At 72.6% G+C, this 18348-nt stretch carries 15 protein-coding genes; 6 read left to right on the forward strand and 9 right to left on the reverse strand.

Annotated features, from left to right (window positions below):
* Positions 1-34: 34 nt before the first annotated feature.
* From ACZ6R9_RS10690 to ACZ6R9_RS10715, 6 genes are all read right to left on the reverse strand, one after another.
* On the reverse strand, positions 35-1075 hold the full coding sequence (locus tag ACZ6R9_RS10690) for an enoyl-CoA hydratase/isomerase family protein (protein WP_465537768.1): 1041 nt from the start codon (positions 1073-1075) through the stop codon (positions 35-37).
* 149 nt (positions 1076-1224) lie between these two features.
* Positions 1225-2439, reverse strand: a complete 1215-nt coding sequence (gene fahA / locus ACZ6R9_RS10695) for a fumarylacetoacetase (RefSeq protein ID WP_465537770.1) — start codon at positions 2437-2439, stop codon at positions 1225-1227.
* Positions 2436-3245 carry a hypothetical protein gene (locus ACZ6R9_RS10700; RefSeq protein WP_380488509.1) on the reverse strand — a complete coding sequence of 270 codons (810 nt, stop codon included), beginning with the start codon at positions 3243-3245 and terminating at the stop codon, positions 2436-2438. Before ACZ6R9_RS10700 ends, fahA begins: the two co-directional genes overlap by 4 nt.
* Positions 3224-4411 carry a homogentisate 1,2-dioxygenase gene (locus ACZ6R9_RS10705; protein WP_380488511.1) on the reverse strand — a complete coding sequence of 396 codons (1188 nt, stop codon included), beginning with the start codon at positions 4409-4411 and terminating at the stop codon, positions 3224-3226. Before ACZ6R9_RS10705 ends, ACZ6R9_RS10700 begins: the two co-directional genes overlap by 22 nt.
* Before the next feature lie 41 nt (positions 4412-4452).
* The gene (gene hppD, locus ACZ6R9_RS10710; protein WP_380488513.1) at positions 4453-5664 is read right to left on the reverse strand and encodes a 4-hydroxyphenylpyruvate dioxygenase; all 1212 of its coding nucleotides are present in this window, start codon (positions 5662-5664) and stop codon (positions 4453-4455) included.
* Positions 5665-5797: 133 nt separating this feature from the next.
* Entirely contained in the window at positions 5798-7114 is a 1317-nt protein-coding gene (locus ACZ6R9_RS10715; protein ID WP_380488514.1) for a phosphoribosyltransferase family protein, read from the reverse strand.
* A 195-nt stretch (positions 7115-7309) separates the two neighbouring features.
* Between ACZ6R9_RS10715 and ACZ6R9_RS10720 the strand changes: the two genes are divergently transcribed.
* Together ACZ6R9_RS10720 and ACZ6R9_RS10725 are read left to right on the forward strand one after the other, a co-directional pair.
* Positions 7310-7759: an SPW repeat protein gene (locus ACZ6R9_RS10720; RefSeq protein WP_380488515.1), complete on the forward strand. Its 450-nt coding sequence runs from the start codon at positions 7310-7312 to the stop codon at positions 7757-7759.
* Positions 7760-7956: 197 nt separating this feature from the next.
* Complete coding sequence (locus tag ACZ6R9_RS10725) at positions 7957-9600, forward strand: tetratricopeptide repeat protein (protein WP_465537773.1); 1644 nt, start codon at positions 7957-7959, stop codon at positions 9598-9600.
* Positions 9601-9617: 17 nt separating this feature from the next.
* Here ACZ6R9_RS10725 and ACZ6R9_RS10730 read toward each other — a convergent pair whose 3' ends face one another.
* Both ACZ6R9_RS10730 and ACZ6R9_RS10735 read right to left on the reverse strand, forming a co-directional pair.
* Positions 9618-11027: a class II fumarate hydratase gene (locus ACZ6R9_RS10730; RefSeq protein ID WP_465537775.1), complete on the reverse strand. Its 1410-nt coding sequence runs from the start codon at positions 11025-11027 to the stop codon at positions 9618-9620.
* A 111-nt stretch (positions 11028-11138) separates the two neighbouring features.
* Complete coding sequence (locus tag ACZ6R9_RS10735; RefSeq protein WP_465537777.1) at positions 11139-12134, reverse strand: chitinase; 996 nt, start codon at positions 12132-12134, stop codon at positions 11139-11141.
* Positions 12135-12317: 183 nt separating this feature from the next.
* Between ACZ6R9_RS10735 and ACZ6R9_RS10740 the strand changes: the two genes are divergently transcribed.
* From ACZ6R9_RS10740 to ACZ6R9_RS10755, 4 genes are all read left to right on the forward strand, one after another.
* Complete coding sequence (locus ACZ6R9_RS10740; RefSeq protein ID WP_465537779.1) at positions 12318-13514, forward strand: acyl-CoA dehydrogenase family protein; 1197 nt, start codon at positions 12318-12320, stop codon at positions 13512-13514.
* Positions 13515-13557: 43 nt separating this feature from the next.
* Positions 13558-13914, forward strand: a complete 357-nt coding sequence (locus ACZ6R9_RS10745) for a hypothetical protein (RefSeq protein WP_380488522.1) — start codon at positions 13558-13560, stop codon at positions 13912-13914.
* 239 nt (positions 13915-14153) lie between these two features.
* Positions 14154-14612 (forward strand): hypothetical protein, encoded by a 459-nt coding sequence (locus ACZ6R9_RS10750; protein WP_380488523.1) that lies wholly within the window; start codon positions 14154-14156, stop codon positions 14610-14612.
* A 256-nt stretch (positions 14613-14868) separates the two neighbouring features.
* Positions 14869-16140, forward strand: a complete 1272-nt coding sequence (locus ACZ6R9_RS10755; RefSeq protein ID WP_465537782.1) for a multidrug effflux MFS transporter — start codon at positions 14869-14871, stop codon at positions 16138-16140.
* A 75-nt stretch (positions 16141-16215) separates the two neighbouring features.
* Here ACZ6R9_RS10755 and ACZ6R9_RS10760 read toward each other — a convergent pair whose 3' ends face one another.
* Positions 16216-18264, reverse strand: coding sequence for a glycosyl hydrolase family 18 protein (locus ACZ6R9_RS10760; RefSeq protein ID WP_465537784.1), 2049 nt, complete (start codon positions 18262-18264; stop codon positions 16216-16218).
* Positions 18265-18348: the final 84 nt, after the last annotated feature.

Raw genomic sequence — 18348 nt, forward strand, 5'->3', positions numbered from 1 at the left:
CCCCGGATGCCAGTCTCGACAGGCGAGACGATGGTCACCTCGGCAAACGCAGGTCGCCGCCCTCGGGGGTGGTGAAGAAGCGTGCGACGTCGGCCGCGGTGACTTCGGCGAGGGTGGCCGGGCTCCAGCGCGGGTTGCGGTCCTTGTCGACGACCTGGGCGCGGATGCCTTCGACCAGGTCGTGGTGGGTGAGGGCGGCGCAGGAGATCCGGTACTCCTGGTCGAGCGTGGCGGCCAGGGAGGGCAGGATGCGGGCCCGCCGCAGGGCGGCGAGGGTGACCTTGAGCATGGTGGGGGACTTGGCGAGCAGCTGCTCGGCGGCTTCCTTGGCCTCGGGGAGACCGGTGGCCCGGAGACGCTCCAGGATCTCCTCGATGCTGTCGGCCGCGTAGCAGTGGTCGATCCACTCGCGCTGCTCGGCGAGTTCGGAGGCGGGGGCGGCCTCGGCGAGCGCGGCAACAGCGGCGACGGGGTCGTCCGCGGAGAGCAGTGCGGGCAGTGCGGAGGACGGGAGGAAGTGGTCGGCGAAACCGCAGTACAGCGCGTCGCCCGCGGTCATGGTGGCGGCGGTGAGGCCGAGGTGGGTGCCGAGTTCGCCGGGGGCGAGGGCGAGCAGGCGGCTGCCGCCGACGTCGGGGACGAGGCCGATGCGGGTTTCGGGCATGGCGACGGCGGAGCGTTCGGTGACGATCCGGATCGCGGCGTGCGCGGACAGGCCGACGCCGCCGCCCATGGTGATGCCGTCCATCAGTGCGAGGTACGGCTTGGGGTAGCGGGAGATCAGTTCGTTGAGGGGGTACTCGACGCGGAAGAACGCCCGGCCGCCGGCGCCGCCGAGCTTGGCGTCGTCGTGGATGGCCCGGATGTCGGCCCCGGCGCACAGTCCGCGTTCGCCGGCGCCGGTGAGCACCACGGCCGCCACCCGGTCGTCCGTGGCCCAGGCGTCGAGTGCGGCGCGGACGGTCTCCAGCATGCCGTGGGTCAGCGAGTTGAGGGCGCGTGGGCGGTTGAGGGTGATCCGGCCGGTGCGGCCGATCCGGTCGATCAGCACGTCCTGCGGGGTGTCCGTCGTCATTGCTGCCACCGCTCCGTCCCGGAAAGTACGACGATCTTTCCTGCACGGTACCGGGCCGGGCAGGACGGGCGGAATCTCACCCGAACAGCGGCGACCAGCGGCGAGCTGCGGGCGCGCCGTTGACGCACCCGCAGCCCAGGTGGGACAGATCAGCCGACGATCTGCCCGGTGACCTCGCCGAAGCCGACCCGCAGCCCCCCCGGGCCGGGGGCGGTGGCGCTGATGGACACCTCGTCGCCGTCCTCCAGGAAGGTGCGCTCGGTGCCGTCGGGGAACTTGAGCGGGTGCTCGCCGTTCCAGGTCAGTTCGATGAGCGCGCCGCGGGTGTCCGGCTCGGGGCCGGAGACCGTGCCGGAGGCGTACAGGTCGCCGGTGCGCAGGCTGGCGCCGTTCGCGGTGAGGTGGGCCAGCTGCTGGGCGGCGGTCCAGTACATGGTGGCGAACGGCGGGCGGGAGACGGTGCGGCCGTTGAGCGCGACCTCGATCGCCAGGTCCAGGCCCCAGGGCTCGGCGTCCCGGTCGTCGAGGTAGGGCAGCGGCTCCACGTCGCGGGCCGGCGGGGTGACCCGGGCGTGCTGCAGGGCCTCCAGCGGCACCACCCAGGGGGAGACCGAGGTGGCGAAGGACTTGCCGAGGAACGGGCCGAGCGGCACGTACTCCCAGGCCTGGATGTCGCGCGCCGACCAGTCGTTGAGCAGGCAGACGCCGAAGACGTGCTCGGCGAAGTCGGCGAGCGCCACCGGCGTGCCCATGGCGCTGGGCGTGCCGACGACGAAGGCGACCTCGGCCTCGATGTCGAGGCGGCGGCTCGGCCCGAACGAGGGTGTCGCGTCCGTGGGGGCCTTGCGCTGACCGTGCGGGCGGGTCACCGGGGTGCCGGAGACCACGATGGTGCCGGAGCGGCCGTGGTAACCGATCGGCAGGTGCTTCCAGTTCGGGGTGAGCGGCTCCGAACCCGGACGGAAGATCTTGCCCAGGTTGGTGGCGTGGTGCTCGGAGGCGTAGAAGTCGACGTAGTCGGCGACCTCGAACGGCAGGTGCAGCTCGACGTCCGCCAGGTCGAGCAGGCAGGGCTCGACGGCGGCGCGGTGGGCGTCGTCGGTGAGCCACTCGGTGAGCGCGGCGCGCACCGCCTGCCAGGTCGAACGGCCCGCCGCCATCAGCGGGTTGAGCGTCTCGGCGGCCAGCAGCTCGGACGGGCTGCCGACCGCTCGGGCGGCCGCGCCGGCGTCCAGCACCCGCTCGCCGATCCGGACGCCGATCCGCCGGCCGGGCCGGTCGGGGGCGGTGAACACGCCGTAGGGCAGGTTGTGCACGCCGAACGGCGAGTCCGCGGGCAGATCGAGCCAGGTGGTGGTGGTCAAGAGTTCTCCAGGAGGCCGAGTCGGGCGAGGTCTTCCAACGGCTCGGCGATGCTACAGGTGCCGAAGGCGGTGAACGCGGAACGGATCCGCGCGATCTGGTGCTCCGTCAGTGACTGCACGGCGGTCGCCAGCCGGGCCCCGTCACGCTCGGCGAGCAGCTCGGTGGCCTGTTCCCGGCTCGAACTCCCGGCCGCCAGCAAGACGTTGAGGAAGCCGTGGTGCTCGTAGCCGGTGCCCAGGTCGGTGTGCCGCACCGCGTGGTGCAGGCCGGCCGTGCACTTGTACGGCAACTCCCGTTCCGCGCAGGCCACCTGGAAGGCGGCGAGCTCCGCGACGCTCGGGAACGCCGCGAAACTCAGGCCGCCGGTACGGTACTTGGCGCGGTAGCGGGTGCCGGCCAGGGCGTCCAGCGCATGCAGCGAATCCGAACGCGGCACCTCGACGGCCGCGCCGACGCCGTCCGGCAGCAGCGCGTCCAGTTCCGCCACCGCCGCCCGCACGTCCTCGCCGGCCACGTACTCCACGGCCGCCAGCGGCAGGCCCGCCGCGGCCTTCACCGCCTCCGCCAGCCGACCGGTCGGCACCGTCACCACGATCGGGAACTCCGGTGCCAGCGGCGCGAGTTCGGCCAGCTTGTCGATCGGCGCGAGCAGCGGGCCGACCGCCGTCGCGTACGGGGCGGCGCGGTGCGCCCGGTGCGCGGGGACGGCCTCGGCCAGCGGCAGGTCGCCGGGCGGGAAGACCGCCGCGTCGTCGAACAGCCCCCGGTACAGCTCGGGTACGTTCATCGCTTCGCCCAGGTCCATGCGTAGTTCGGGTCCTCGCTGGCGGTGGCGGCCTCGCCGAGCTCCAGCGGGCGGAAGGTGTCCACCATCACCGCCAGCTCGTCGAAGAACTCCACGCCGATCGAGCGCTCGTACGCGCCCGGCTGCGGGCCGTGGGTGTGGCCGCCGGGGTGCAGCGAGATCGACCCCTGTCCGATGCCGGAGCCCCTGCGGGCTTCGTAGTTGCCGCCGCAGTAGAACATCACCTCGTCGCTGTCCACGTTCGCGTGGTAGTACGGCACGGGGATCGACAGCGGGTGGTAGTCCACCTTGCGCGGCACGAAGTTGCAGATCACGAAGTTGTTGCCCTCGAACACCTGGTGGGCCGGTGGCGGCTGGTGCACCCGGCCGGTGATCGGCTCGAAGTCCGAGATGTTGAAGGCGTACGGGTACAGGCAGCCGTCCCAGCCCACCACGTCGAACGGGTGGTCGGGCACGGTGTAGCGGGTGCCGACCACGCCGCCCGGGCCGCGGTGCTTGACCAGGACGTCCACCTCGCCGCCCTCGACCAGCAGCGGGCCCTCGGGGCCGCGCAGGTCGCGCTCGCAGTACGGGGCGTGCTCCAGCAGCTGCCCGTACTTGGAGAGGTAGCGGCGGGCCGGGGTGATGTGACTGTTCGCCTCGATGCAGTAGGCGCGCAGCGGCTCGTCCCCGGTCGGCACCCAGCGGTGCGTGGTGGCCCGGGGGATGATCACATAGTCGCCCTGGCCGACCGTCAGGGTGCCGAAGACCGTCTCCAGTACGGCGGTCCCCGACTCGAGGTACACGCACTCGTCGCCCAGCCCGTTGCGGTACAGCTCGCTGGGCGCGCCGGCCGCGACGTAGGAGATCCGCACGTCCGCGTTGCCGAGCACCAGCCGGCGGCCGGTGACGACGTCCGCCGACTTCCACTCCTGGCCGGGGAACAGCTCGTGCAGCTTCAGGTGACGGGGGAGCAGCGGGAGGTTCGCGGTGGTGGACTGGTCGGGCAGCTCCCACACCGAGGCGGCCGTCACCGCCGACGGGATGTGCCGGTGGTACAGCAGCGAGGAGTCCGAGAAGAACCCCTCCTCGCCCATCAACTCCTCGTAGTAGAGGCCCCCTTCGGGGGTGCGGTGCTGGGTGTGCCGCTTGGGCGGCACCGAGCCCAGCTGCCGGTAGTACGCCATCGTCCCGCTTCTCCCTCGTCGCCCTGGTTGCCGGCTGTCCGTCAGAGGTTGCCGCGCCGGTCCTGCTCGCGCTCGATCGCCTCGAAGAGCGCCTTGAAGTTGCCCTTGCCGAAGCCCAGCGAACCATGCCGCTCGATGAACTCGTAGAACACGGTCGGCCGGTCGCCGATCGGCTTGGTGAAGATCTGCAGCAGGTAACCGTCCTCGTCGCGGTCCACCAGGATGCCGCGCGACTTCAGCTCCTCGATCGGGACGCGGACCTTGCCGATCCGCTCGCGCAGCTCCGGGTCGTCGTAGTACGAGTCCGGGGTGTGCAGGAACTCCACGCCGCGCGAACGCAGCACGTCGACGGTGGTGAGGATGTCGTTGGTGGCCAGCGCCATGTGCTGGCAGCCCGGGCCGGTGTAGAACTCCAGGTACTCGTCGATCTGCGACTTCTTCTTCGCGATCGCGGGCTCGTTCAGCGGGAACTTCACTCGGTGGTTGCCGCTGGCGACCACCTTCGACATCAGCGCCGAGTAGTCGGTGGCGATGTCGTCGCCGACGAACTCCGCCATGTTCACGAAGCCCATCACCCGGTTGTAGAACGACACCCACTCGTCCATCTTGCCGAGCTCGACGTTGCCCACCGCGTGGTCCAGCGCCTGGAAGAGCCGCTTCGGCGCGCCCTCGGGGCGGACCACGGTGGACTCCTTGGCGATGTAGCCCGGCAGGTACGGGCCGCTGTAGCGGGAGCGGTCGATCAGGGTGTGCCGGGTCTCGCCGTACGCGGCGATCGCGGCGCGGCGGACGGTGCCGTGCTCGTCGGAGACGTCGTTCGGCTCCTCCAGGATGGTGGCGCCCTGGGCGCGGGCGTGCTCGATGCACTTGTCCACGTCCGGGACCTCCATCGCGAGGTCGACCACGCCGTCGCCGTGGCGGCGGTGGTGGTCCAGCAGCGGGCTGTCCGGCAGCACGCCGCCCTTGATCACGAACCGGCAGGAGCCGGAGCGCAGCACGAAGGCCTTGCGGTCGCGGCGGCCGGTCTCCGGGCCCGAGTAGGCGACCAGTTCCATGCCGAACACGGCCTGGTAGAACTGCGCCGTCTGGGTGGCGTTGCCGACCACGAAGACGACCGCGTCCTGGGCGGTCACCGGGAACGGGTCGGTCGAGGCGTCGTACTCGACCAGGCCCACCAGAGTGCGCAGCTGCTCGGCCGTCAGTCCGGCCTCCAGCTCCTCGGGAGTCAGTTCAACAGCGGCGTCGGCGGTCATCGGTGCATTCCTCCACGTCGAGTCGGTTGCGAGGAGCTTCCTCCAGCTCGGTGAGGTGGGCAACAGGTCCGATTCCGGCTGCTCAATGTGTACAAGATGAGCAGCTCGGGGCCGGTCGCACTGGGCGGATTGCTCAGTGCCCGGCCCGATCGCCTCCAGGTTGACGCGCGGTGAGGTGTCCGGCGAACCACTGCGCGGCCAGGTCGGCGACCGCCTCCAGCGCCCCCGGCTCCTCGAACAGGTGGCCCGCACCGGGGATGATCTTCAGCGCGCTCTCGCAGCGCAGTTCGGAGCGGGCCTGCCGGTTCAACTCCACCACCTCCCCGTCCGCGCCGCCCACGATCAGCAGCGTCGGCGCGGTCACCATCGGCAGCCGGGCCTCGGCCAGGTCCGGGCGGCCGCCGCGGGAGACGATCGCGCCCGGCGCGGTGTCCGGGTCGGCCGCCGCCCACAGTGCCGCGGCCGCGCCGGTGCTCGCCCCGAAGTAGCCGAACGGCAGGCCCGCCAGCGGCGGGTGGCGGCGCACCGTGCGGGTCGCCTCGGCCAGGCGGCCGCCCAGCAGACCCGGGTCGAACACCTTCCAGCGGTCCTCGGCCTCGTGCGGCGACAGCAGGTCGAACAGCACGGTGGCCAGGCCTTCCCGGTGCAGCCGTTCGGCGACCTTCCGGTTGCGCGGGCTGCCCCGGCCGGAGCCGCTGCCGTGCGCGAACAGCACGACGCCGATGGGGTGTTCGGGCACCGCGATGACCGCCGGGCCGGTCGGGAAGGCCAGTTCGTGGGTGGCCACCGCCGGGCGGCGCGGCCGGTTCGCCTGTTCGAGCGCGGCCAGCACCTCCTCGTCCGTGGTCTGCCGGAAGTCCTGGTAGAACTCGCCGACGGCCAGGAACCGGGACGGGGTGTGCACCGCGACGAACGCGTCCGCCGCGCCGGCCAGCCGGGACGTCCAGTCGTACGGGGCGACCGGCACCGCCAGCACCACCCGCGCCGCGCCGCGGGCCCGCACCAGCCGGCAGGCCGCCAGCGCCGTCGAACCCGTCGCCACCCCGTCGTCCACCACCAGCACCGTGCGCCCGGTGAGCGGCACCGGCGGGCGGCCCTCCCGGTAGGCGGCGGCGCGGCGGGCCAGCTCGGCGCGCTCACGGGCCTCCACCGCCGCGAACTGCTCGGGGGTGACGCCGGCCATGTCCACCACGGTCTGGTTCACCACCCGGGCGCCGTCCTCGCCGACCGCGCCCATCGCCAGCTCCGGCTGCTCCGGCACCCCCACCTTGCGGATCACGCACACGTCCAGCGGCGCCCCCAGGGCCGCCGCCACCTCCACCGCCACCGGCACCCCGCCCCGGGGCAGGGCCACCACGACGGCGTCCCGCGCCTCGGCGGCCTTGGCGGGGGTGTCGGTGAGCGCGGCGGCGAGTCGGCGTCCCGCATCGGTCCGGTCGGTGAAGTGCATGAGGGAACCTCTCCGTTCTCCACCGTACGCGCGTGGGGTGGGAGCGGAGAGGTCGGAACAGCGGGGCCCCGGAACGGGACAGAACGGGTGATAAGAAAAAAATAAGTATTAACCGGCCGATAGCGTTAGTTTCCCCTCAGACCGGGTAGCGACCAAGTGGTTTCGCATTGGCCTGACTACGAGGAGGTGATCCAGGTGTCTACCCAGCTGCCGTCGGGCATGGAGCATCATCCGGACATCCTGGAGATGCGTGAACACGCCGAACGGGCGACATCCACGACCGCAGGGCAGGGGACGGAGGCACTGGCGATCTGCGCCGGTCTGTTCCTCGCCATCTCGCCATGGGTGGTCGGCTTCAGCGGCTTCACAGGCCTGGCCATCAGCAACCTGGTGCTCGGTATCGCCTACACCGTCCTGATGGCGGGCTACGGCCCGGCATGGGGCCGCACGCACGCACGCGCCTGGGCCTGCGCGGTCATCGGCGTGTGGACGATCATCGCGCCCTGGGCCGTCAACGGCGGAGCGCACATCCGCCGGACCATCCTGACCAACACGATCACGGGCGGCATCATGACGCTGCTGGCCCTGGCTGCGGTCGGAATGGTGTTCGCCGGAGCTTCCGGCGCGGCGCGACGACGCCCCTGATCGTCGCGTGACCTCCTTCCGCCCCGGCCCCGCCGCCGGGGCGGACCCATGTCCGGCGCCGGGACGGGGTCCGGCAGCGCCGCGCGGTGGACGGAAGGTGAACGGCAGGTCGGGGAACGGTCACAGCCCGGGGCCGGGCGGCATGACGCGGGCGCCGGCCGGGCAGCCACGCTGTGGAACCACGGGGGAGGGCCGGAGTGACCGTACGGGAACAGCAGCTGTGGGCGGCCGTGGTGGCGGCCCGGCAACAGGTCCGGCAGAGCGGGGACGCGGCGCTGCCCGCCCTGGTCGAAGCGCTGCACCGGTGGTGCGGCCCGCTGCTGGGCAACCGGGCGCGGGCGGACGAAGTGGATGCCGCCCTGGCCGAATGCGTATCCGCCGCACGGCAGTTGGTGGGCGTCCGCCCCGAGTACCTGCCCGCACTGGCGGCCGCGCTGTACCGGCAGTCGCTCGCCCTCGGCCACCGCGGTGAACGCGCCCGCGCGCTGCCGCTCGCCCGCGAAGCGCTCACCCACTACCGGGAGCTGGCCGACGACGACCTCCGGGTGTTCGGGCCGCCGACCGCCGCCGCCCTGGAGAACCTGGCCAACCAGCTCGCCGGGACGGGCGCCCGCACCGAGGCCGTCGACACCGTCCGGGAAGCCGTGGCCCTGCGCCGACGACTCGCCACCCGCCACCCCGGCCGGCAGCAGGACCTCGAACTCGCCTCCGCCCTCGCCGACCTGGGCATCGCCCTCGGCGAGGCCGGCCGCCACCAGGAAGCCGTGGACGTCGCCCAGGAAGCCGTCGCGGGATACCGGGCAGCGGGCGGCGGCCGGGGCCCGGACCGGGTCGCGTACTGGGTGGCGCTGGCCAGCCTGGTCCAGGAGCTGGAGCACACCGGCCGCCACCACGAACGGGAGCCGGTGCTGGAAGAACTCGCCGACACCCACCGCCGGGCCGTCCGGCACAACCCGGAACTGGTCGCCGAACTGGACGCGACCCTGCGCGAGCGGGGCTACCGCGTCGGCCCCGACGGGCGACTGCGACGGGAAGCGCCCGAACCGTCACGCGAACAGTGGATGAGAATCGCCGAGTTGACGAAGCGCGGGCACGCGCTGGCGAACCGCGGCGACCCGGCGGGCGCGGTGACGGCGTTCCAGCAGGCGCTGGCGCTGGCCCGGCAACTGCCCGCCGCCGACGCCCGGACGCGGCCGACGCTGGCCGCCGTGCTGCACGACCTCGGCCTGGCGCTCGGCTGGGACGGCCGCCCGGCGGAGGCGATCGGCGTCCTGGAGGAGTCCGTCCGGCTGCACCGGGCGGAGCTCGCGCAGCGCGGCGCGCCGGTGGCTCCGCTGCTGGCCGAGAGCCTCGACACACTCGGCAACCGGCTCTCCGTACTCGGCCGCCACCGGGCGGCGCTGGCCGCCACCCGGGAGGCGGTGGGGCTCCAGGAACAGGTCGCGGAGCGGACCGGCGGGGAGCGGGAGAACCGCGAACTCGCCCGGATGCTCAACAACTTGAGCATCCGGTACGCCGACCGCAAACGGCACCGCGCGTCCCGCGACGCCTCCCGCCGATCCGTCGCCCGCTACCGCTCCCTGCCCTTCGCCGGCCCCGAGCACCTCACCGGCCTGGTGCACGCCCTCACCAACCTCGCCCTCCGCGAGGCCCGGCTGCGCAACACCGAACCCGTCGCACCCCTGGTCCGCGAAGCGGTCAAGCTGATCCACCTGCCCCGGGGCCACCAGCGCGCCCAACTCGCCGAATCCCTGCACTGGTTGGCCTGGTACCTGCGCCGCCACGGCGACCCGGCGACGGCGGACATCGCGAAGATGGCAGAGGCGAGGCTGCGGTACTGAGCGGCCCCGGACAAGCCCTACTGGCTCGGGCGGGTCATCCGCAGGACGTCGAGGGCCTCGTCCAGCTGGGCCTCGGTGAGCAGGCCGCGGTCCAGGTAGCCGCGTTCGACCACCACCTGGCGGATGGTCTTGCGCTCCGCGAGGGACTGCTTGGCGACCTTCGCGGCCTCCTCGTAGCCGATGTACCGGTTGAGCGGGGTCACCACCGACGGGGAGGACTCCGCGTACTCGCGGGTGCGCTCCGCGTTCGCGGTGATGCCGTCGATGGTGCGGTCGGCCAGCAGGCGGGCCGCGTTCGCCAGCAGGCGCACCGACTCCAGGACATTGCGGGCGATGACCGGGAGCATCACGTTCAGCTCGAAGTTGCCGCTCGCCCCGGCCACCGTGACGGTGGTGTCGTTGCCGATCACCTGCGCGGCGACCATCAGCACCACCTCGGGCAGCACCGGGTTGACCTTGCCCGGCATGATCGAGGAACCCGGCTGCAGGTCCGGCAGGTTGATCTCGCCCAGGCCGGTGCGCGGGCCGGAGCCCATCCAGCGCAGATCGTTGGCGATCTTGGTGAAGCCGACGGCCACCGTGCGCAGCTGGCCGCTCAGTTCGACCAGGCCGTCGCGCGCGCCCTGCGCCTCGAAGTGGTTGCGGGCCTCCGTCAGCGGCAGCCCCGTGGCCCGGGCGACCTCGGCGATCACCGCCGCGGAGAACCCGGACGGGGTGTTGATGCCGGTGCCCACCGCCGTTCCGCCGAGCGGCAGTTCGGCGACCCGGGGCAGAGTGGCCGTCAGCCGCTCCACGCCGTGGCGGACCTGCGCCGCGTAGCCGCCGAACTCCTGGCCGAGGGTGACGGGCGTGGCGTCCATCAGGTGGGTGCGGCCGGACTTCACCACCTCGGCGAACTCCCCGGCCTTCGCCTCCAGCGCCCCCGCGAGGTGCTCCAGCGCCGGGATCAGCTCGTGCACCACGGCCCCCGTGGCCGCGATGTGGATCGAGGACGGGAACACGTCGTTCGACGACTGTGAGGCGTTGACCTGGTCGTTCGGGTGCACGGGACGGCCCAGGCGCTCGCCCGCGAGGGTGGCGATCACCTCATTGGCGTTCATGTTCGACGAGGTGCCGGAGCCGGTCTGGAACACGTCCACCGGGAACTCGCCGTCCCAGCGGCCCTCCGCGACCTCCTCGGCCGCGGAGCGGATCGCTGCCGCGACCGGCTCCTCCAGCACGCCCAGGCGCGCGTTCACCGTCGCCGCCGCCGCCTTGATCCGGGCCAGCGCCGCGATGTGGGCGCGCTCCAGGCGCTGGCCCGACACCGGGAAGTTCTCGACCGCGCGCTGTGTCTGCGCCTGCCACTTGGCCGTCGCCGGCACCCGCACCTCGCCCATCGAGTCGTGCTCGGTCCGCCAGCCCTGCTCGTTCTTGCTGTCCGCCATGGTGGGACACCTCCTGGTCCCGTCAGCCTTCCACGGCCGCCGGGCATTCCCACCCCGTCCCACCTGCGTGTCGGCCCGCGCCGTCCCCCGGTGGCGCGGGCCGAGGCGGCGTCAGCCGTGGTAGGAGGCGATGATCTTGGTGAAGGCGTACGCGGACTGGCTGATGCCGCTGCAGGTGTCGCCCGCGGAGGTGCCGGACGGGCACGGGCGGTCGCGGTTGACCGCCCAGAAGGTGAACCGGGCCAGGTGGTGGGCCTTGGCGTAGTTCAGCATGGTGGTGAAGTCGGCGGTGGAGACCGTCTCGTCGGACTCGTCGGTCTTTCCGTTCATCGAGGAGATCCCGATGTGCTTGTACGCCGTCGCCGAGTCGTAGCCGTAGGCGGCGGCCACCGCGTTCTTCAGGCCGTCGGCGGCCTGGGTGGAGACGGTGCCCATCGCGCCGCTGTGGCCGCCGAAGTCGAACGGCATGACGGTCCAGCCGTCCACCGCGAGGCCGGCCGCCGCGCCCTTCTTGATCAGGTCGGTGCCGGTGGAGTCCGGGCCGGTGGGGGTGGTGCCGAAGGTGACGTACACCTTCAGGCCCGGGTTGTTGGTCTTGACCGTCTTCAGCGCGCTGATCACCCGCTGGCGGACCGTCGCGTTGGCGGCCTCGGTGTTCTCGATGTCGATGTCGATCGCCTTCAACCGGTACGCGTCGATCACCTTCTGGTACGCGCCGGCCAGCGCGGAGGCCGAACTGCACTTCTCGCCCAGCTTGTTGCCGCTCCAGCCGCCGAAGGAGACCAGCACGTCGCCGCCAGCGCTGCGGATCGCGTTGATGGTGCTCTGGTCGCTGCCGCCGGTGAGCGCCCGGGAGCCGTCCCACTTCGGGTTGCAGCCGCCGTCGGAGAGCATGAAGGCCAGCGTGAACTGGGTGGCGCCGGTGGCCTGCATCACCTGCACCGGGTTCTGCGGGCTGCCCCAGCCCAGGTACTCGTACGGGGCGTTGAGGCCGACCGGGTCGGGGGAGGCGGCCTGCCCGGCCGGGGCCAGGGCGAGCGCGCCGGCCGAGAGGGCGGCGGTGGCGGCGAGGGCGAGCAGCGGACGGGCGAGGGTGGGCTTGGCCATGGGTCACCGTTCCGGGAGTCGTGGACGCGGCCGGCGGAGGGTCGTCCGGCCGCTCAACTGTTAGGAAAGTTTCCTGATCTGACAGGGAATCAGCTCGCCCTGTCCGCGTCAAGACTCCGGGCCGGACGGGCGGCATACTCCTCGGTAGCCCCGTTCCGCGCAAGCCTCCGAGGAGCCCGCCCCATGTCCACCACGCCGTCCGCGAAGACCGCCGGCCGCCCCGACCCGCTCGACCTGCTCGGCGTCGACGAACTGCTCACCGACGACGAGCGGTTGATCCGCGACACCGTGCGCGCCTTCACCGACCGGCAGATCCGGCCGCACCTCGCCGACTGGTTCGAACGCGGCACCTTCCCGGTCCGCGAGATCGCCCCCGAACTCGGCAAACTCGGCGTCCTCGGCATGCACCTGGACGGCTACGGCTGCACCGGCTCCACCGCCACCGAATACGGCGTCGCCTGCATGGAACTGGAGGCCGCCGACTCCGGCCTGCGCAGCTTCGTCTCGGTGCAGGGCTCGCTCGCCATGCGCTCCATCCACGCCTACGGCTCCGAGGAGCAGAAGCAGCGCTGGCTGCCGGAGCTGGCCGCCGGACGGGCCGTCGGCTGCTTCGCCCTGACCGAACCCGAGGTCGGCTCCGACCCGGCCGCGATGCGCACCCGGGCCCGGCGCGACGGCGGCGACTGGATCCTCGACGGCGCCAAGATGTGGATCACCAACGGCTCGGTCTCCGACGTCGCCGTGGTGTGGGCCGCCACCGAGGACGGCGTGCGCGGCTTCCTCGTCCCGCAGGGAACCCCCGGGTTCACCACCCGCGACATCCCCGGCAAGCTCTCCCTGCGCGCCTCCGTCACCAGCGAACTCGCCTTCGACGGCGTCCGGTTGCCCGCCGAGGCGATGCTGCCCCACGCGCGCGGCCTGCGCGCCCCGCTGTCCTCCCTCGGCGAGGCCCGCTACGGCATCCTGTGGGGCACCGTCGGCGCCGCCCGCGACTGCTACCGGGCCGCCGTCGACTACGCCCGCGACCGCGAACAGTTCGGCCGCCCCATCGGCGGCTTCCAGCTCACCCAGCAGAAGCTCGTCGACATGGCCCTGGAACTGGAGAAGGCCTACCTGGTCGCCGTCCGGATCGGCCGCCTCAAGGACGAGGGCCGCGCCCAGCCCGCGCACATCTCCTTCGGCAAGCTCAACAACGTCCGCACCGCACTGGAGATCGCCCGCACCGCCCGCACCATCCTCGGCGCCAACGGCATCACCACCGCCTACCCCGTCCTGCGCCACGCCAACAACCTCGAATCCGTCCTCACCTACGAGGGCACCTCCGAGATCCACACCCTGGTCCTCGGCGAGGCCATCACCGGCGAGTCCGCCTACCGCTGATATTCGCTGGTCAGGGCACCCGCGCGGCCCCTACGGTGGCGCCATGACGACGCAACGGCTCCCGACCACCACCCTCTGGCGCCCCACCGGCCCCGAGGAACTGGCCCTGGTCGCCGCGTCCGGCTGGCGCGCCTGGCCGCCGCGGCTGCCCGAGCAGCCGATCTTCTACCCCGTCCTGAACGAGGACTACGCGATCCGGATCGCCCGGGACTGGAACGTCCCGGCGTCCGGCGCCGGGTACGTGACGCGCTTCGAGGTCGAGACCGAGTTCCTCAAGCGCTACCCCGTGCAGCAGGCCGGCGGCGAGACCATCCTCGAACTGTGGGTCCCCGCCGAGGAGTTGGCCGAGTTCAACCAGCACCTGGTGGGCGAGATCCAGGTGGTCCACGAGTTCCGCTGATTCCCGGCGAAGGCTGGCTCGTCGGGGAGGCCGGATGCACGAGGGGCCGGGAAGTTCCCACCGCAGGCAGGGCCTGGCTCCCCCTTTCGGGTGGGGTGGTCTCCGCCGGAAGTCGGGGGATGGGGGTCGGGTGTCCGCCTGGGGGACGATCCCGGGCGGTACCTGGTGCGCATGGGCGGGGGGTCGGGGCGGGGGCACCATGGAGGGGACGGTGGACGGCGGGATTGGGTGGGGCAGGGATGGGCGGCGTGCGGCGGGCGGCGGCGGTGGTGGTGGGCGGAGCGGCTGTTGCGGCGCTGGTGGTGATGCTCGCGCCCGCCGCGATACAGAAGGCGCAGGACCGGATGGACCAGACCCTGCGTTACCCGACGGGCGCCGCCGCCAAGGCGGCGGGCAGTCAGGTGCCGAGCTGGCTGCCCGACACGGCCGTGCGGATCGCGTTCCTGGCGGACAGTCAGGACGCCGACCGGCTGATCCGCGCCACGCTGCCCGACCGGACGCTGCCCGCCGGGTGCACCGAGGGGCGCCCGATCGGCAGCGTCCACCTGCGGGCCCACTGGTTCCCGAGCGACACCCCGCAGCGCGCCACCGCGCACTGCGGCCTGTACGACGTCGCGCTGATCGGCGATCAGCTGTACGGCTGGCAGGACGCTGCGGTGGTGGCCAGCGCCAGGCCCAGCAGCGTTCCGGTGCGCTGAGGGAGCGCCCGTCCGGGCGACCCGGGCGGATGCGGCAGGACGCCGCGGTGGTGGCCAGCGCCAGGCCCAGCAGCGTTCCGGTGCGCTGAGGGAGCCCCGTCCGGGCGATCCGGGCGGATGCGGCAGGACGCTGCGGTGGTGGCCCGGCGCCCGGCCCAGCGGCGTATCCGTGCGCTGAGCGGGCGGGGTCCGGCCTTTCGGGCAGGTGGGCGGATGCGATAGGACGGTGCGCATACCTGACACCACGAGGAGCACCATGCCAGGCCCGACCGTCGATGCCGACGGCGACCAGACCGTCCCCGTAGCCCCCGGCCGATCCGACTCCGTCTCCGGCGCACCGAGCAAGGCCCCGTTCGCGGCGGCCACCGTGGCCGTCCTGGGCAGCCTCGCCGCGCTCGGGCCGAGCACCACCGACCTCTACCTGCCCGCGCTGCCCGAGCTGACCGCCGACCTGCACTCCACCGCGCCCGCCGCCCAGCTCACCCTGACCGGCTCGCTGCTCGGCATGGCCGCCGGCCAGCTGCTGTTCGGCCCGCTCAGCGACCGCATCGGCCGCCGCCGCCCGCTGCTGGCCGGACTCGCCGTCTACACCGCGGCCAGCGTGATGTGCGCCGTGGCCACCACGATGCCGATGCTGGTGGCCGGCCGCGCGCTCCAGGGCGCGGCGGGCTCCGCGGGGCTGGTGATCGCCCGGGCGATCGTCCGCGACCGGCTCGAAGGCGTCGCGATGATACGTTTCCTCGCCACCATGGGACTGATCTCCGGTCTCGCCCCGATCCTCGCCCCCGTCGCCGGCGCCCAGCTGCTCCATGTCACCGACTGGCGCGGCACCTTCCTCACCCTGGCCGTGCTCGGCGCGCTGCTCACCGTCGGCTCCGCGCTCGGCATCCGCGAGACCCTGCCGCCCGAACGCCGCCACGGCGACGGCCTCGGCACCACCGTCCGCGCCATCGGCGGACTGCTGGGCGACCGCCCGTTCCTCGGCTACCTGCTCACCAGCACCTTCGCGTTCGGCGCGCTGTTCGCGTACGTCGGCGGTTCGTCGGTGGTGCTGCAGGACGTGTACCGGATCTCCCCGCAGACCTACAGCCTGGTGTTCGCGGTCAACTCGATCGTGCTGCTGGCCGTCACCCAGCTGAACGGCCGGGTGCTGGTGCAGCGCTTCCCCGGGCCGGTGCTGCTGGTCTCCGGGCTGACGGTGGCCGTGGCGGCCGGCCTGGCCGTGGTGCTGTGCACCACCGTCTGGGACACCGGCCTGGCCGGGGTGTGGCCGGCGCTCGCCGTGCTGATGGGCTCGATGGGCGTGATCATGCCGAACGCCAACGGGCAGGCCCTCACCATGGCGCCGCACGCGGCGGGTTCGGCGTCCGCGCTGCTCGGCACCGGCACCTTCCTGTGCGGCTCGCTGGTCGCCCCGCTCAGCAGCGCCGGCGGCCACCCGTCCGCGACCGCCCTCGGCCTGATCGTGCTGGGCTGCTCGCTGCTGGCGCTGGTGTCGTTCCTGCCGCTGTACCGCAGCAGGAGCTGAGCAACACAGTGGCCGCGCCCGGCCGGTGGCGAACAGCAGCCACCGGCCGGGCGCGGCCGTTGAGCCGACGAGGCGTCAGGCGATCGAGAAGTCGTCGCCGTAGACCGCGCCCTGGCCGTACCAGCCGTGCAGGTAGACCGTGACGGTGCCGCTGGCGCCGGTGGTGAACGGGATGGTCAGCTTGGTCCAGGAGGTGCCGTTGGCCCAGGAGGAGGCGGTGGCGCCGCCGCTGACCCCGGCGTAGGCGTACGGGCCCTGGACCCAGGCGGTCAGGGTGTACGCGTGGTTCGGGGCGAGGGTGACGCTCTGGCCGCACTCGCCGGTGGTGCCGGCGGTCGGGGTGACCTGGAGGGCCTTGGAGCCGCTGTGCACGGGGCTGCCGACGACGGCGGCGCCGCTCTGGCAGGTCCACGGGGTGAGGCTGCCGCTCTCGAAGTCACCGTTGACCAGCCCGGCGGGCGGGGTGACGCCGGTGACGGTCAGCGCGTACGTCGCGGTGTGGGTCCGGCCCGCGCCGGTGCCGGTGACGGTCAGGTTGTAGGTGCCCGGGGCCGCCGAGGCGGTGGTGGTGATGTTCAGCGTGGCGGAGCCGCCGGCGGTGACGCTCGCCGGGCCGATGGTGGCGGTGACGCCGGCCGGGGCGCCGGAGACCGACAGGCCGACGGTCTGGGCGGTGCCGGAGGTGACGGCGGTGCTGACCGTGCTGGTGGCGGAGGAGCCGGCCTGCACGCTGCCCGCGGCGGGGGAGAGCGCGAGCGAGAAGTCGGAGGCGGTGGTGCCGCCGGTGACGGTCAGGGTGTACGTCGCCGAGTGGGTGCCGCTCGCGCCGGTGCCGGTCACGGTCAGCGGGTAACTGCCGTTCGCCAGCGCCGAGGTGGTGGAGATGTTCAGCGTGGCGGAGCCGCCGGCGATGACGGTGGAGGAGCTCAGCGAGGCGTTGAGGCCGGGCACCGGCTGGGTGGCCACCGTCAGGTTGACGCTCTGCGCGGAGCCGGAGGTGACGGCCGTGTTGACGGTCGCCGAGGTGGCGGAGCCCGCCGTGACCGAGCCGGTGGCCGGGCTCAGCGCCAGCGAGAAGTCGTTCGCGGGGGTGGTGGAGCTGGTGAACTGCGAGAAGATGTGGCTGAAGTCCCACTTGTTCTGCGCGATGCCCGAGCAGTCGTCACGCCCGCCGGTGCCGGGGCAGCCGCCGTTGTCGCGCTGCAGCGCCCAGAAGGACAGCGTGTTGATGCCCTTGGAGACGGCCCAGTTGTAGACCGCGGTGGCGTTGGCGACGGTGAAGGTCTCGGCGGCGCCGAAGTCGTCGATGCCCGGCATCTCGATGATGCCGATCATGCCCCAGATCTGGGCGGCGGTCTTGCTCGGGTACAGCTTGGCCAGCTGGTTGTACAGGCCCTGCGCGGAGGTCTGGGTGTCCGCGGCCATGTCGTGCGGCTGGTTGTCGTAGTAGTCGAAGGTCATCATGTTGACGACGTCGATGCGCGCGTTGTTGGTGACGGCGTTCTTCAGCACCGCGAGGCCGCTGGAGGCCAGGCCGGTGGTGGTGGTCGGCAGGGTGTAACTGAACTGGATGGAACGGCCGTTGGCGGCGGCCCAGTCCTCGACGATCTTGATCGCCTTGTTGCGGCGGTCGATGCCGGCCGTGTTGGTCAGCGAGTTGTCCTCGATGTCCAGGTCGATCCGGGAGACGTCGTAGGTGGTGATGACGTTCTCGAACTGGGCGGCGATCTGGTTGACGTCGGTGCACGAGTCGGCGATCTCGGTGCCCGTGTTGTCGGCGGTGTAGCCGCCGAAGGACGGGATCACGTCGCCGCCGTTCGCACGGATGGTCGCGATGTCGGCGCCGAAGACGGAGCTGGACACCGGCATCGAGGTGTCGCCGTTCCACAGCGCGGTGCAGGAGCCCTTGGTGGCGGCCTGCAGGAACGCCATGGTGAGGTGCTTGGCACCGGACTGGGAGGCCAGCGCGGCCGGGCTCTCGCCCGTCCAGGACTCGAAGTACGGGGCGAAGACGTGCTGCGGCAGCGGGGTGGCGGCCTGCGCGGGGGCGGAGATCAGCCCCAGCGAGGCGGCCGCCATCGCGCCCGTGGCGAGCAGCGCTTGGAGTGGTCGGTGAAGGCGCATCGAGGCTCCATCAGGCATGGGAGGACGGCCTCGTGCCGCAATTCGGGCACGGGGCAAGGGCGTTCGGCCTGGTACAGGGAGTGC

The organism is Kitasatospora sp. NPDC048662, from assembly GCF_055587065.1.

Coding starts and splice junctions, on each gene's coding strand:
- ACZ6R9_RS10750 (WP_380488523.1), top strand. CDS start 14,154: ATGGGCGGCGTGCGGCGGGCGGCGGCGGTGGTGGTGGGCGGAGCGGCT.
- ACZ6R9_RS10745 (WP_380488522.1), top strand. CDS start 13,558: ATGACGACGCAACGGCTCCCGACCACCACCCTCTGGCGCCCCACCGGC.
- ACZ6R9_RS10740 (WP_465537779.1), top strand. CDS start 12,318: ATGTCCACCACGCCGTCCGCGAAGACCGCCGGCCGCCCCGACCCGCTC.
- ACZ6R9_RS10755 (WP_465537782.1), top strand. CDS start 14,869: ATGCCAGGCCCGACCGTCGATGCCGACGGCGACCAGACCGTCCCCGTA.
- ACZ6R9_RS10690 (WP_465537768.1), bottom strand. CDS start 1,075: ATGACGACGGACACCCCGCAGGACGTGCTGATCGACCGGATCGGCCGC.
- ACZ6R9_RS10705 (WP_380488511.1), bottom strand. CDS start 4,411: ATGGCGTACTACCGGCAGCTGGGCTCGGTGCCGCCCAAGCGGCACACC.
- ACZ6R9_RS10760 (WP_465537784.1), bottom strand. CDS start 18,264: ATGCGCCTTCACCGACCACTCCAAGCGCTGCTCGCCACGGGCGCGATG.
- ACZ6R9_RS10730 (WP_465537775.1), bottom strand. CDS start 11,027: ATGGCGGACAGCAAGAACGAGCAGGGCTGGCGGACCGAGCACGACTCG.
- ACZ6R9_RS10735 (WP_465537777.1), bottom strand. CDS start 12,134: ATGGCCAAGCCCACCCTCGCCCGTCCGCTGCTCGCCCTCGCCGCCACC.
- ACZ6R9_RS10700 (WP_380488509.1), bottom strand. CDS start 3,245: ATGGACCTGGGCGAAGCGATGAACGTACCCGAGCTGTACCGGGGGCTG.
- hppD (WP_380488513.1), bottom strand. CDS start 5,664: ATGACCGCCGACGCCGCTGTTGAACTGACTCCCGAGGAGCTGGAGGCC.
- ACZ6R9_RS10715 (WP_380488514.1), bottom strand. CDS start 7,114: ATGCACTTCACCGACCGGACCGATGCGGGACGCCGACTCGCCGCCGCG.